General features: G+C 73.9%; 13 protein-coding genes and 1 pseudogene. 13 read left to right on the top strand and 1 reads right to left on the bottom strand.

The window, feature by feature from the left end:
• The first annotated feature begins 30 nt into the window (after window positions 1-30).
• Together BCAV_RS19425 and BCAV_RS19420 are read left to right on the top strand one after the other, a co-directional pair.
• Entirely contained in the window at window positions 31-324 is a 294-nt protein-coding gene (locus BCAV_RS19425; RefSeq protein WP_015884336.1) for a hypothetical protein, read from the top strand.
• Window positions 321-848 (top strand): hypothetical protein, encoded by a 528-nt coding sequence (locus BCAV_RS19420; protein WP_015884335.1) that lies wholly within the window; start codon window positions 321-323, stop codon window positions 846-848. Before BCAV_RS19425 ends, BCAV_RS19420 begins: the two co-directional genes overlap by 4 nt.
• 47 nt (window positions 849-895) lie before the next feature.
• Here BCAV_RS19420 and BCAV_RS19415 read toward each other — a convergent pair whose 3' ends face one another.
• Window positions 896-1,369, bottom strand: a complete 474-nt coding sequence (locus BCAV_RS19415) for an Lrp/AsnC family transcriptional regulator (protein WP_015884334.1) — start codon at window positions 1,367-1,369, stop codon at window positions 896-898.
• A 138-nt stretch (window positions 1,370-1,507) separates the two neighbouring features.
• Between BCAV_RS19415 and pdhA the strand changes: the two are divergent.
• From pdhA to BCAV_RS19365, 11 genes and pseudogenes are all read left to right on the top strand, one after another.
• Window positions 1,508-2,618 (top strand): annotated as a pseudogene (gene pdhA / locus BCAV_RS22380) (pyruvate dehydrogenase (acetyl-transferring) E1 component subunit alpha).
• The gene (locus BCAV_RS19410) at window positions 2,615-3,628 is read left to right on the top strand and encodes an alpha-ketoacid dehydrogenase subunit beta (protein WP_043350720.1); all 1,014 of its coding nucleotides are present in this window, start codon (window positions 2,615-2,617) and stop codon (window positions 3,626-3,628) included. The pseudogene pdhA and the gene BCAV_RS19410 overlap by 4 nt, the downstream one beginning before the upstream one ends.
• The gene (locus BCAV_RS19405; RefSeq protein ID WP_015884332.1) at window positions 3,628-5,127 is read left to right on the top strand and encodes a dihydrolipoamide acetyltransferase family protein; all 1,500 of its coding nucleotides are present in this window, start codon (window positions 3,628-3,630) and stop codon (window positions 5,125-5,127) included. The genes BCAV_RS19410 and BCAV_RS19405 overlap by 1 nt, the downstream gene beginning before the upstream one ends.
• Window positions 5,124-6,743, top strand: a complete 1,620-nt coding sequence (locus BCAV_RS19400; RefSeq protein ID WP_015884331.1) for a carboxyl transferase domain-containing protein — start codon at window positions 5,124-5,126, stop codon at window positions 6,741-6,743. Before BCAV_RS19405 ends, BCAV_RS19400 begins: the two co-directional genes overlap by 4 nt.
• Before the next feature lie 5 nt (window positions 6,744-6,748).
• Window positions 6,749-8,863: an ATP-binding protein gene (locus tag BCAV_RS19395; RefSeq protein WP_015884330.1), complete on the top strand. Its 2,115-nt coding sequence runs from the start codon at window positions 6,749-6,751 to the stop codon at window positions 8,861-8,863.
• The gene (locus BCAV_RS19390) at window positions 8,860-10,026 is read left to right on the top strand and encodes an acyl-CoA dehydrogenase family protein (RefSeq protein ID WP_015884329.1); all 1,167 of its coding nucleotides are present in this window, start codon (window positions 8,860-8,862) and stop codon (window positions 10,024-10,026) included. Before BCAV_RS19395 ends, BCAV_RS19390 begins: the two co-directional genes overlap by 4 nt.
• A gap of 16 nt (window positions 10,027-10,042) precedes the next feature.
• Window positions 10,043-10,549: a MaoC family dehydratase gene (locus tag BCAV_RS19385; protein ID WP_015884328.1), complete on the top strand. Its 507-nt coding sequence runs from the start codon at window positions 10,043-10,045 to the stop codon at window positions 10,547-10,549.
• Between the two features lie 11 nt (window positions 10,550-10,560).
• Window positions 10,561-11,451 carry an HpcH/HpaI aldolase/citrate lyase family protein gene (locus BCAV_RS19380; protein ID WP_015884327.1) on the top strand — a complete coding sequence of 297 codons (891 nt, stop codon included), beginning with the start codon at window positions 10,561-10,563 and terminating at the stop codon, window positions 11,449-11,451.
• Complete coding sequence (locus tag BCAV_RS19375) at window positions 11,448-12,203, top strand: CoA transferase subunit A (protein ID WP_015884326.1); 756 nt, start codon at window positions 11,448-11,450, stop codon at window positions 12,201-12,203. Before BCAV_RS19380 ends, BCAV_RS19375 begins: the two co-directional genes overlap by 4 nt.
• Window positions 12,204-12,219: 16 nt before the next feature.
• Entirely contained in the window at window positions 12,220-12,891 is a 672-nt protein-coding gene (locus tag BCAV_RS19370) for a 3-oxoacid CoA-transferase subunit B (RefSeq protein ID WP_015884325.1), read from the top strand.
• Window positions 12,888-14,051: an acetyl-CoA C-acyltransferase gene (locus BCAV_RS19365; protein ID WP_015884324.1), complete on the top strand. Its 1,164-nt coding sequence runs from the start codon at window positions 12,888-12,890 to the stop codon at window positions 14,049-14,051. Before BCAV_RS19370 ends, BCAV_RS19365 begins: the two co-directional genes overlap by 4 nt.
• Window positions 14,052-14,060 lie beyond the last annotated feature (9 nt).

The following is a 14,060-nucleotide window of genomic DNA, read 5'->3' as shown; positions in this document are numbered from 1 at the left end:
AGAGGCCTCGGACGAGGTGGTGAGTGCCACATGGAAGGGGACCCGACGCAGTCGTACGAGGCATCCCTCGACGGGTTTGCTGAGTCTTGGCGCTTCATGCGGGACGTGCTGCGGCTCATGCCGCCCGCTCAGGTTCTCGAGCGGTTCGCCGATGTGGTGCCGGCTTGTGTGACGGGAACCTTTGGGCCGTCCAGGTCGGAACGCGAGCAAACGATCGCGCTGATGCCGTGGCGTCGGAGAACATTCGTCGGGTTGGAACTCACGTCGGACAAGTTCCTCCAGCTGGAGTCGACCTGGCCCTGTCTCAGGGATCTGCTCGTATGAGCGAGCCGCGGACGCAGATTCGGGACTATGTCGAATGGACCATCGAGAAGACGCCTCGGATACGGGTCGTCGGACGGTACGCCGCCTACACGGTGGGCTATCTGGTGGCGATTCTGGTCGACGCATCGGGTCCGGCCACCGTGCTGAATCGCAGGCTCCCGGACGACCCGGACGACTCCGTCGACATGTACCGCACGCAGGCACGCAGAGCTGGGAGCTCAGTCTGGATTCCCGTACAGGCATCCCGTCGTCGCGCGTGGCTGGATGTCTACGACGACCCGGACAGCTGCGAAACGCTCGACCTGCAGGTGTTGCAGATTCGGGGGGCGACACCACTGCGCCGGTGGAGACATCCCAAGACCGAAGACAGCCGCTGGCGAGTCCGGCTGGCGTGCCGCGACGGTGGTACCGAGAACGATGGCCTGGAGCTCGAAGGAGCCTGGCTCGAACTCGCCTGGCTCGCCACGATCGGCGGTTGGCCCGAGCCCGAGCTGCCGGAGGGTCCTCGCACATCACCCGTGTGAGGAGTAGCCGGCGACGGCTCCGGGTGCGAGCGTGATCGACCTACAGCTCACAGCGCCGCGCGCAGCCGCTCGAGCAACGGCCGCACCCGGTACGGGATGAGCTCGCCCATCGCGAGCGACGTCTCCGTGCGTTCGACGCCGTCGATCGCGAGGATCGCGGCGTCGATGCGGAAGAGGTGGTCGGCGTCACGGCAAACCACGAGCGCCCGCAGGTCAGCGGTGCCGCTGCGCCCGTGGGCCTGGAGCACCTCGGGGATCTCCGCGAGCGCCTCGACGATCCGGGCGAGCTCCTTCTGCCGCACCTGCACCTCGATGAACGCGGTGAGGGGGTGGCCGAGGTAGGTCGGGTCGACCCGCCGGTCGAAGTCGAGGAACGCCCCCGACGACTCGAGCTGCGCCAGGCGCGCGGTCACGGTGTTGCGGGAGACCTTGAGCCGCTCGGCGAGGGCGACCACCGTGCCGCGGGGGTCGTCCGCCAGCGCGGCGAGCAGGTCCAGGTCGACAGCGTCGTAGCTGCGCATAGTGCTCAGCGTACGCCCAAACCGTGACGCAGTCCGCGCAAGATGCACCGAAACACTAGAGCGATCCGCGCTCCCGAGGTACCGTCTCATCATCCGGACGCTCAGGGGGAGCGCCTGCCGACACGACGAGGTGAGGCGATGGAGCCGAACATGCTGCAGCTGCTGGACCCCGACGGGCGACGTCGCGAATCAGCGGAGTACGACGGCTGGGTCGAGGACGTCGACGACGCGGCGCTGCGCAGCCTCTACCAGGACATGGTCGTCGTGCGCCGGCTCGACGCCGAGGCGACCGCGCTGCAGCGACAGGGCGAGCTCGCCCTGTGGCCCCCGCTGCTCGGCCAGGAGGCCGCCCAGATCGGGTCGGCACGCGCGCTGCGCCCCGGCGACTTCGTGTTCTCGAGCTACCGCGAGCACGCCGTCGCCTACGTGCGCGGCGTCGCCGTCGTCGACCTCATCCGGGTGTGGCGTGGGCTGACGGCGTCGGGCTGGGACCCGTTCGCCGTCAACATGGCGACCCCGCAGGTCATCATCGGCGCGCAGACCCTTCACGCCACCGGGTACGCGATGGGGGTGACGTTCGACGGCGAGGCCGGCAACGGCGACGTCGCCGTCACGTACTTCGGCGACGGTGCCATGAGCGAGGGCGACGTCAACGAGGCGATGGTCTTCGCCGCCTCGTTCCGCGCACCGGTCGTCTTCGTCTGCCAGAACAACCAGTGGGCGATCTCCGAGCCCGCCGGGCTGCAGTCCCCCGTGCCGTTCGCCGGGCGAGCGGCCGGCTTCGGGATCCCGAGCGTGCGCGTCGACGGCAACGACGTCCTCGCGATGCTCGCCGTCACGCGCGAGGCGGTCGCGCGGGCGGCGAACGGGGGCGGCCCGACGTTCGTCGAGGCCGTCACGTACCGCATGGGGCCGCACACCACCGCTGACGACCCCACGCGTTACCGCGACGCCGCAGAGCTGGACGCGTGGCGCCGTCGGGATCCGATCACGCGGCTCGAGGCGCACCTGCGCGGCCCGCGACGCGCTGAGCGAGGACGACGCCGCCCGCGTCCGGGCCGCGGCCGACGCCGCGGCGGCCGAGCTGCGCGCCGGGTGCATCGGGCTCGCCGACCCGCCGGCCGGCGCGATCTTCGACCACGCGTACGCGGAGCCACACCCTGTGGTGGCGGCCCAGCGTGTGGAGTACGAACGTTATGCCGAAGGATTCGCCGAGGGAGCCGACGTCGCCGAGGAGGCCGTGCGATGACCACGACGCTGACGTTGGCCAAGGCGATGGGCGCGGGCCTGCGCCGGGCGCTCGCCGACGACGACCGGGTGCTCGTGATGGGCGAGGACGTCGGCCGGCTCGGCGGCGTGTTCCGCGTGACCGACGGGCTGCAGGCCGAGTTCGGGCCGCACCGCGTGATCGACACCCCGCTCGCGGAGGCCGCGATCGTCGGGACGGCGATCGGGCTCGCGTTCCGCGGCTACCGGCCCGTGTGCGAGATCCAGTTCGACGGGTTCGTGTACGAGGCGTTCGACCAGATCGTGTCGCAGGTGGCGAAGATGCACGCGCGCACGAACGGGAAGGTGCGGCTGCCGCTGACGATCCGGGTCCCGGTGGGCGGGGGCACGGGCGCGGCGGAGCACCACTCCGAGTCGCCCGAGGCGTACTTCGCGCACACGGCGGGCCTGCGCGTGGTGGAGGTCAGCAGCCCGCAGGACGCCGCCACGATGATCCGGCAGGCGATCGCGTGCGACGACCCCGTCATCGTGTTCGAGCCGAAGCGGCGCTACCACGCGAAGGGCGAGGTCGACCTCGACGTCGACCTCGCGCAGGCGACGCCGATGACGAGCGCGCGCGTGGTCGCCGAGGGGTCCGACGTCACGCTCGTCACGTACGGCGGCCTCGTCCCGGTGGCGCTCGACGCCGCCGTCGCGGCCTCCGACGAGGGCGTCTCTGTCGAGGTCATCGACCTGCGGTCGCTGTCGCCCATCGATCACGACGCCGTCGCCGCCTCCGTGCGACGCACCGGGCGACTCGTCGTTGCGCACGAGGGGCCGGGGCAGGCGGGGCTCGGCGCGGAGATCGTCGCCGTCGCCACGCAGCGCTGCTTCTTCCACCTCGAGGCCCCACCCGTGCGGGTGACCGGCTTCGACATCCCGTACCCGCCGGCCAAGCTCGAGGGCCCGCATGTGCCCGACCTCGACCGGATGCTCGACGGCGTCGACCGCGTCCGGTCCGGCGCGCCGGCGCTCGAGGAGGTGCTCGGGTGATGGCCGTGCGCGAGTTCCGCCTCCCGGACCTCGGCGAGGGACTCACGGAGTCCGACATCGTCTCCTGGAGGGTTGCCCCGGGCGAGAGCGTCGAGCTCAACCAGATCATCGCCGAGGTCGAGACGGCGAAGGCGCTCGTCGAGCTGCCCTCGCCGTACGCGGGCGTCGTCTCCGCGCTCCACGCCGAGCCGGGGCAGACCGTGCAGGTCGGCGAGCCGCTCGTCACGTTCGAGGTCGCGGTGGCGGGCGGCGGTGGGGCCGAGGACGACGGCGGCGCGGCCGCGGCGTCGTCGGGTGCGGCCGGTGCCGGCTCGGGTGAGGCGGGTGACGCCGCCCCGGAGGGCGCGCCCGAGACGGAGCCGGCTCCGGCGCGCGAGGCGACGCTCGTCGGGTACGGCGCCCGGCCGGAGCGGTCCGGCCGACCCGCACGTCGCCGTCGTCGGACCGCTGCCGCCTCGACGCCGTCGAACGGCGCCGCCGCCGCCGAGGCCGCACCACCGGCGGAACGGCCGCGCTCGACGCCGCCGGTGCGCGCCCTGGCCCTGCGCCTGGGCGTGGACATCGCGGGCGTCGCCGGCACCGGCGAGCAGGGCCTCGTCACGCGCGACGACGTCCTCGCCGCCCAGGCGCGGGAGGACCGCGGCGCCTCCGCGAGAGGGTTGGCGTCATCCGGGGCGGCGGCCGGAGCCGCCGTCGAGAGCCCGGCCAACGGGCACGCCGCAGAAACCCTCTCGGGGACCGACAGAGAACCTCTCGCGGTGGCGCAGACTTCCTCTCGCGAACGGAGGCTGCCGGTCCGGGGGGTGCGGAAGCACACGGCCGCGGCGATGGTGGCCAGCGCGTTCACGGCGCCGCACGCGAGCACGCACCTCACCGTCGACGTCACGCCGAGCCTCGAGCTCCTGGACCGGCTGAGGGCCCACCCGCTCACCCGCGACGTGCGCGTCACGATGCTCACCCTCGTCGCGCGCGCCGTCTGCCTGCTGCTGCCGCGCCACCCGGCGCTCAACAGCGCGTGGGCCGAGGACGATGCGGGCGCCGAGATCGTCGAGCACGGCTACGTGAACCTCGGGATCGCCGTCGCGACCGACCGCGGCCTCGTCGTCCCGCACCTGCTCGACGCCGAGGCACTCGGTCTCCCGGCCCTCGCCGCCGCGCTCACCGACCTGGTCGAGACCGCGCGTGCCGGCCGCACCACGCCGGAGCGACTGACGGGCGGCACGTTCACGATCACGAACGTCGGCGTGTTCGGCGTCGACGGCGGCACTCCGATCCTCGTGCCCGGCGAGGCGGCGATCCTCGCGCTCGGGGCCGTGCGCCGGCGGCCGTGGGAGCACGAGGACCAGATCGCGCTGCGGCACGTGGTCGAGCTCGGCCTCTCGTTCGACCACCGCATGGTCGACGGCGAGCAGGCGGCCCGGTTCCTGGCGCAGCTCGGCGAGCTCCTCGCCGACCCTGCCCTCGCGCTCGTGCTCTCCGGTGCCGGCGGGGCCGCATGACCACCCTCGCCAGCGCCGTCGACCCGGCCACTGCCCGGGCGAACGACGCCGCCCAGCGCGCCCTCGCCGCCGAGCTGCGCGAGCGCACCGCAGCGGCGGCCAGGGGCGGGCCGGAGCGCGCGCGGACGCGGCACGTGGAGCGGGGCAAGCTGCTGCCGCGCGAACGCGTGGAGCACCTCCTCGATCCCGGGACGCCGTTCCTCGAGATCGCCCCGCTCGCCGCCGAGGGGATGTACGACGGCGAGTCCCCGGCCGCGGGTGTCATCGCCGGCATCGGGGTGGTCGAGGGCCGCCAGGTCATGGTGCTGAGCAACGACGCGACCGTGAAGGGCGGCACGTACAACCCGACGACGGTCAAGAAGCACCTGCGGGCCCAGGAGATCGCCCTCGAGAACCGGCTGCCGTGCGTCTACCTCGTGGACTCCGGCGGCGCGTTCCTGCCGCTCCAGGCCGAGGTGTTCCCCGACCGCGACCACTTCGGCCGCATCTTCTACCACCAGGCCCGGCTCTCGGCGGCGCGCATCCCGCAGATCGCGGCCGTCCTCGGCTCGTGCACGGCGGGCGGCGCGTACGTGCCCGCGATGAGCGACGAGACGGTCATCGTGCGGAACCAGGGCACGATCTTCCTCGGCGGCCCGCCGCTCGTGAAGGCCGCGATCGGCGAGGTGGTGACGGCCGAGGAGCTCGGAGGCGGCGACCTGCATGCCCGCACGTCCGGCGTCACCGACCACCTGGCCGAGGACGACGAGGACGCGCTGCGCATCGTCCGCGGCATCGTCGCAACCCTCCCGCCGGACCCGGACCCCGCCTGGGACGTCGCCGAGACCCGGCCACCCGCCGTCGACCCGGAGCATCCGCAGGGGATCTACGGCGTCGTGCCGACCGACGTCCAGGCGCCGTACGACCCGCGCGAGATCATCGCCCGGCTCGTCGACGGCAGCGAGCTCCACGAGTTCAAGCGGGAGTACGGCACCACGCTCGTCACGGGCTTCGCGCGCATCCACGGCCACCCGGTGGGGATCCTGGCCAACCAGGGCGTGCTGTTCGGCACGTCGGCCCTCAAGGGGGCGCACTTCATCGAGCTCGCCGACCAGCGCGGCATCCCGCTGCTGTTCCTGCAGAACATCTCCGGCTTCATGGTCGGGCGGGACGCGGAGGCCGGCGGCATCGCGAAGGACGGCGCGAAGATGGTCACGGCCGTCGCCACCACGCGCGTCCCGAAGCTCACGGTGATCGTGGGCGGCTCCTTCGGTGCCGGGAACTACTCGATGTGCGGGCGCGCGTACTCGCCGCGGTTCCTGTGGTCGTGGCCCGCCAGCCGGATCTCGGTGATGGGCGGCGCCCAGGCGGCGAGCGTGCTCGCGACCGTCAAGCGCGACCAGGTGGATGCCCGAGGCGAGGACTGGCCCGCCGAGGAGGAGGCCACCTTCCGCGCCTCGATGCACGCCCGCTACGAGGAGCAGGGCAACCCGTACTACGCCACGGCGCGCCTCTGGGACGACGGGATCATCGACCCCGCCGACACCCGCCGCGTGCTCGGCCTCGCCCTCGGCGTGTGCGCCCGCACCCCGCTGCCCGACGACGACGGCCCGCGCTTCGGGCTGTTCCGGATGTGAGCGCCGTGGGGGAGCACGCTGAAGCGACGACGACGGCGCTCGCCGGGGCGCGGCCGTTCGGCACGGTGCTCGTGGCGAACCGCGGCGAGATCGCGTGCCGGATCCTGCGCACGCTGCGGCAGCTCGGCATCCGGTCCGTCGCCGTGTCCTCGGACGCCGACGACGGTGCCCCGCACGTGGCGCTGGCCGACGTCGCCGTGCGGATCGGCCGGTCCTACCTCGACGTCGACGCGATCGTGGCCGCCGCCGACGCGACGGGCGCCGACGCCGTCCACCCCGGCTACGGCTTCCTCTCGGAGAGCCCCGCGCTCGCCCGGGCGTGCGAGCGTGCCGGGATCGCGTTCGTCGGCCCGTCGCCCGACGTGCTGGAGCTCATGGGCGACAAGCTCGCCGCCAAGGCCCGCGTCGCCGAGCGGGGCGTTCCGGTCGTCCCGGGCACGCAGGCCGCGGGTCTCGACGACGACGCCCTGGTGCAGGCCGCCGCCGACCTGGGGTTCCCGCTGCTGGTCAAGCCGTCCGCCGGCGGCGGCGGCAAGGGCATGGCCGTGGCCTCGTCCGCCGACGAGCTGCCCGCGGCGCTCGCGTCCGCGCGCCGCATCGCCCGCGGGTCGTTCGGCGACGACACCCTCCTGCTGGAACGCCTCGTGGAGACCCCGCGCCACATCGAGGTGCAGGTGCTCGCGGACGCGGCCGGCGCCGTCGTTCACCTCGGCGAACGCGAGTGCACGCTGCAGCGCCGCCACCAGAAGGTCGTCGAGGAGGCGCCGTCGCCCCTGCTCACCCCGGCGATGCGCGAGCGGATGGGCGCCGCCGCCTGCGACGTCGCCCGCAGCGTCGCGTACACGGGGGCGGGGACCGTCGAGTTCCTCGTCCCGGCGGACGACCCCGACGAGTTCTTCTTCATCGAGATGAACACGCGGCTCCAGGTCGAGCACCCCGTGACCGAGCTCGTCACCGGTCTCGACCTCGTCGAGCTCCAGCTGCGCGTCGCCGCCGGCGAACCGCTGCCCCTGCGCCAAGGCGACGTCGAGCTGCGCGGCCACGCGATCGAGGCGAGGGTCTACGCCGAGTCACCCGCGCGCGGCTTCCTCCCCGCCACCGGGACCGTGCTCGCCTTCAGCCACCCCGACGGCGCGGGCCTGCGCATGGACGCCGGCGTCGTCGAGGGCCAGCGCGTCGGCACCGAGTACGACCCGCTCCTCGCCAAGGCCGTCGCGCACGGCGCCGATCGCGCCGAGGCTCTGAGGCGCGTCGACGCGCTCCTGGCCGGCACCGTGCTCCTCGGCGTCGAGACGAACGTCGGCTTCCTGCGTGCGCTCCTCGCCGACGACGACGTCCGCGCCGGCCGTCTCGACACCGGGTTGATCGGGCGGTTCCTCGCCTCGGCTGACGCGCCTCGGTCGCCGGGGGCGGCCGGTCGGGACCGTCTCCATCTCGTTGCGGCGGGTCTGTTCCGGCTCGTCGAGGTCGAGGCTGCCGCCGAGGGGCTCGGGCCGTGGGCCGCGCGCGACGGGTGGCGGCTCAACGCCCCGCCCCGGGCGACGGCCATCCGGTTCGTTCTCGACGGCGTCGAGTCGGTGGTGGAGGTGGTCGGGGCGTCGTCCGACGCGCGGGTCGGCGTCGACGGCGTGGCGCCCGTGGCCGCCGCGCTGCGTCCCGGCGGAGCGGCGCACGCCTGGCGCCTGGACGTGGACGGCGTCAGCGAGGTCGTCCACCTGGCGTCGGACCCCGAGACCGGGGCGGTGTGGGTGGCGCTCGGCGGCGCGACCGTCGAGCTGAGGACGCCCGAGGCGCGGGAACGCGCCGCCACGCAGTCCGGACCCACCGGTCCCGAGGTGCTCGCCCACATGCCGGGGACCGTCGTCGCCGTCGCCGAGCTGACGAACGGTTCGGCGCGGGTCGAGGCCGGCGACACGCTCGTCGTCGTCGAGGCCATGAAGATGGAGCACCCCCTCACGGCACCGCACGCCGGCCTCGCCCGGCTCGAGGTGCGGACCGGCGACCTCGTGCGCGCGGGCCAGGTCGTCGCCGTCGTCGAGCCCGAGCCCACCCCCGTTCCCGCGGCACACCCCGCCGCGGGCGCACCCCCAGGTCCCCACCACCCCCAGGGAGAGCCATGACCCTCCAGCTCACCGACGAGCAGGCCAAGCTCAGCCAGGTCGTGCGCGAGTTCGCCGACGACGTCGTCGCACCGGCCGCGTACGAGTACGACACCCAGCGCCGCCTGCCGGTCGAGATCATCGCCCAGATGGGCGACCTGGGGCTCTTCGGGCTGCCGTTCCCGACCGAGGTCGGCGGCCAGGGCAAGGACTACCTGTCGCTGTGCCTCGCGGTCGAGGCCCTGGCCCGGGCCGACCAGAGCATCGCCGTCACCCTCGAGGCCGGCGTCGGGCTCGGGATCATGCCGATCTACCGGCACGGCACGCCCGAGCAGCAGCAGCGCTGGCTGCCCGACCTCCTCACCGGGCGCGCGCTCGCGGCGTTCGGGCTCACCGAGGCCGAGGCCGGCTCGGACGCCGGCGCCACCCGCACCACCGCCGTCCAGGACGGCGACGCGTGGGTCATCGACGGCAGCAAGCAGTTCATCACCAACTCCGGCACGCCGATCACGTCGGTCATCACGATCACCGCGGTGACGGGCGAGGTGGTGCGCGACGACGGTGCGACGGTCAAGGAGCTGTCGAGCTTCCTCGTGCCGTCGGGGACCCCCGGCCTGGAGGTCGGGCCGAGCTACGACAAGGTCGGCTGGCACACCTCGGACACGCATCCGCTCACCCTCTCCGGGGTGCGCGTGCCGGCGTCGGACATGCTCGGCGACCGCGGTCGGGGCTACGCGAACTTCCTGCGCGCCCTCGACGAGGGGCGGGTCGCGTTCGCCGCGCTCGCCACCGGAGCCGCGCAGGGCTGCCTCGAGGAGGCGCTCCGGTACGCCAAGGAACGGCACGTGTTCGGCCGCGAGATCGGCGCGAACCAGCACATCGCCTTCACCCTCGCCCGGATGCAGTCCCGCGCGCACACCGCGCGCCTGGCCTACTACGACGCCGCGCAGCGCATCGACGCCCGGCTGCCGTTCAAGGCCGAGGCGTCGATGGCGAAGCTTGTCGCGGGGGAGGCGGCCATGGCGAACGCCCGGGACGCCTCCCAGATCTTCGGGGGCTACGGTTTCCTCAACTCGTCGCCCGTGGGCCGGCACTACCGCGACGCGAAGGTGCTGGAGGTCGGCGAGGGCACGACCGAGGTGCAGCTCATGGTCATCGCCCGCAGCCTCGGGCTCTCCGCCTAGCGAAGGGGCGTGGCTGATGCGGGAGATCACCCAGCGCGGGCTCTACTACGACGAGCTCGAGCCCGACGTCGTCTACCGGCACCGGCCCGGACGCACGCTCACCGAGGCCGACGACGTGCTGTTCACGACGCTCACGATGAACGGCCAGGCCCTGCACCTGGACGCCGCGTGGGCGGCGACGCAGCCGTTCGGGCAGCGCCTCGTGAACTCGATGCTCACGCTGGCCACGCTCGTCGGGCTCTCGGTGGGCCAGCTGACGCAGGGCACGATCGTGGCCAACCTCGGGTTCGCCGACGTCGAGTTCCCGCACCCGATGCACCACGGCGACACGCTGTACGCCGAGACGACGGTGACGGCGAAGCGGCCGTCGTCGTCGCGGCCCGGCCAGGGCGTCGTCACGCTCGAGCACGTCGGGCGGAACCAGGACGGCGTGGTCGTCGCGCGCGCGGTGCGGACGGCCCTGTTCTGGACGGTCGAGGGTCATCGGGCGCACGCCGACCGTCCGTCTGGCGGCTCCGCATGAGCGACGTCGGGATGGGCGGTTCCGGGACCGACGACGACGTCCCTGGCGCCGGTGGTCCCGCGGGCTTCGCGATGGGTCCGGCGCTGCTGTTCTGCCCGGGCGACCGGCCCGAGCGGTTCGCCAAGGCGGCCGAGCGCGCCGACGCCGTCATCCTCGACCTCGAGGACGCCGTCGCTCCGGCGCACAAGGACGCCGCCCGGCATGAGGTGCGCGCGAGCACGCTCGATCCGGAGCGCACCATCGTGCGGGTCAACGCCGTCGGGACGCCGGACCACGCCGCCGACCTCGCCGCTCTCGCCGGCACGGACTACCGCTACGTCATGGTGCCGAAGGCGGACGCGAGCCTCCCGGAGCTGCCCTACGCCGTCGTCGCCCTGTGCGAGAGCGCGGCGGGCGTGCTGGCGGCGCCCGAGCTGGCGCGGCGTCCCGGCGTCGTCGCGCTCATGTGGGGCGCCGAGGACCTGGTGGCCTCGCTCGGAGGGACGTCGAGCCGTCGGTCCGGGGGCCAGCGCGGCCCGTACCGGGACGTCGCCCAGCACGCGCGCTCCGCCGTCCTGCTCGCCGCGGCGGCCGCCGGGAAGGCGGCGATCGACGCGGTCCACCTCGACATTCCCGACCTCGACGGCGTCCGCGACGAGGCCCAGGACGCCGCCGCCGTCGGCTTCTCGGCGACCGCGTGCATCCACCCGTCCCACGTGCCGGTGATCCGGACGGCGTACGCCCCGGCGCCGGACGCCGTCGCCCGTGCCGCCGCGATCCTCGCCGCGGCGCAGGACCACGACGGGGTGTTCGTGCACGACGGGCAGATGGTCGACGGGCCGGTGCTGCTGCACGCGCGGGAGGTTCTCGACCGACAGGCGACGGCGGGCGGCCGACCAACCAACCAGGAGGTCAGCACATGACGACGCGGTACGACAGCGCCGCGGAGGCGCTCGACGGGACGCTGCGCGACGGCATGACGATCGCCGTCGGCGGGTTCGGCCTGTGCGGGATCCCGTCCGACCTCATCGAGGCGGTCCGCGACTCCGGGGTCACGGGGCTGACGGTGGTCTCGAACAACATGGGCGTCGACGGCAAGGGCCTCGGGCTCCTGCTCGAGAACAACCAGGTCGCGAAGGTCCTCTCCTCCTACGTCGGGGAGAACAAGCTGTTCGCGCAGCAGTACCTCGACGGCGTCCTCGACGTGGAGTTCGTGCCGCAGGGCACGCTCGCGGAACGGCTGCGCGCCGGCGGCGCCGGGATCCCGGGCTTCTACACGGCGACGGGGGTCGGCACGCCGGTGGCGGAGGGCAAGCAGACGCAGATCTTCGACGGCGTCGAGTACGTGCTCGAGCGGGGGATCGTCGCCGACCTCGCCCTCGTGCACGCGTACCGGGCCGACGCCTGGGGCAACCTCGTGTACCGGATGGCCGCGCGGAACTTCAACCCGCTCGTGGCGACGGCGGGTCGGGTCACGGTGGTCGAGGCCGAGATCGTGCAGGAGGAGCCGTTGGACCCGGACACGATCGTCAGCCCCGGCGTCTTCGTCGACCGCCTGGTGCTCGCGCGCGAGCGGGTCAAGGACATCGAGCAGCGCACGGTCCGGCCGCGCGAGGACGCGCAGCGGGCCGACGCACCCGTGACCGGCGACGACGCCGCTCACGTCGCCCCCTAGACGCGGAGGAGGACCCATGGTCTGGACGCGGGACGAGATGGCGGCGGTCGCCGCCGCGGAGCTGCACGACGGCGACGACGTGAACCTCGGCATCGGCATCCCGACGCTCGTCGCGAACCACCTGCCGCCGGGCGTGCGCATCACGCTGCAGAGCGAGAACGGGATCCTCGGCCTCGGGCCGTTCCCGTTCGACGGCGAGGAGGACGCCGACCTCATCAACGCCGGCAAGCAGACGGTCACCGTGCTGCCGGGCGCGAGCTTCTTCGACTCGGCGGCGTCGTTCGGGATGATCCGCGGCGGGCACATCGACATCGCGATCCTCGGCGCGCTCGAGGTGTCGCAGACCGGGGACCTCGCGAACTGGACGGTGCCCGGGAAGCTCGTCAAGGGCATGGGCGGCGCCATGGACCTCGTCGCGGGCACGCCGCGCATCGTCGTGCTCATGGACCACGTCGCGCGCGACGGCTCACCCAAACTGAAGCGCGAGTGCACGCTCCCGCTGACGGGGCGCGGCGTCGTCGACCGCGTCGTCACCGACCATGCGGTGCTCGACGTCGACCCCGCCCGGGGGAGCCTGGTGCTGCGTCGCCTCGCGCCCGACGTGAGCGCCGACGACGTGCTGGCCGCGACGGAGGCCGACGTCGTCGTCGCCCTCGATCCCGTCTCGGAGGAGGAGGCTCGGTCATGAGCGTCATCGTGGGGTACGCGCGGACGCCGTTCGTCCGGTTCAACGGGGTGTTCACGGGGGTGCCCGCGACCGAGCTGGGGGCGCACGCGCTGCGGGCCGCGCTGGAGCGGGCGGGGGTGCCGGCGCCGGCGGTCCAGCTCACCGTGGCGGGTCAGGTGCTGCAGGGCGGTGCCGGGCAGAACCCGGCGCGGCAGACCGCCGTCGGCGCCGGGGTGCCGATGACTGTCCCCGCGACGACGCTGAACGCCGTCTGCCTCTCGGGCATGGAGGCAGTGGTGCACGCGCACCGCGTCATCAGCACGGGGGAGTACGACGTCGTCGCGGCGGTGGGGCAGGAGTCGATGAGCCTGGCGCCGCACGTGTGGGTCTCCTCGCGCGCCGGGCAGCGGTACGGGTCCGTGACACTGCTCGACACCGTGGAGCACGACGGGCTCACCGACGCGTTCGAGCGCGACTCGATGGGGGCGAGCACGGAGCGGCACGGCGCGTCGTACGCGCTCTCGCGCGAGGCGCAGGACGCCTTCGCGGCGGCGTCGCACCAGCGGGCGGCGGCCGGTGCGGCGGCGCTCGCGGAGGAGATCGCCTCGTTCACGACGAGCGGCCGCCGTGGGGTCACCGTCGAGGCGGACGACGGCGTGCGGCCGGACACGACAGCCGACGTGCTTGCGGGACTCCGGCCGGCGTTCTCGCCCGAGGGCACGATCACCGCGGGCAACGCGTCGCAGATCTCCGACGGCGCGGCGGCGCTCGTCGTCGTGAGCGACGCGTACGCGCAGGCGCACGGGCTGACGGGCCCGCGGGTCCTGGCGCACGCGCTCGTGGCGGGTCCCGACGTGGCGTTGCACGCGCAGCCCGCGAACGCCGTCAACGCGGCCCTGAAGCACGCCGGTCTCGCCGCCGGCGACCTGGCCGCCGTCGAGATCAACGAGGCGTTCGCGGCCGTCGGCATCGCGTCCACCGACCTGCTCGGCGTCGACCCGGCCATCGTCAACGCGAACGGCGGCGCGATCGCGCTCGGGCACCCGATCGGGGCGTCCGGGGCGCGGATCGTGGGCCACCTGGGCCGGCGGCTCGGCGCGCTCGGGTCCGGCTCCGTCGGCGCCGCCGCCCTGTGCGGCGGCGGCGGTCAGGGTTCGGCGGTCCTCCTCGCGGCGCCCTGACCTTCGCGA

Origin of the sequence: Beutenbergia cavernae DSM 12333 (assembly GCF_000023105.1) — a bacterium.
In the GTDB taxonomy this organism is placed as follows: Bacteria; Actinomycetota; Actinomycetes; order Actinomycetales; family Beutenbergiaceae; genus Beutenbergia; species Beutenbergia cavernae.
The sequence above is the reverse complement of the archived record's forward strand: the minus strand, read 5'-3'. Positions and strand labels throughout refer to the sequence as shown.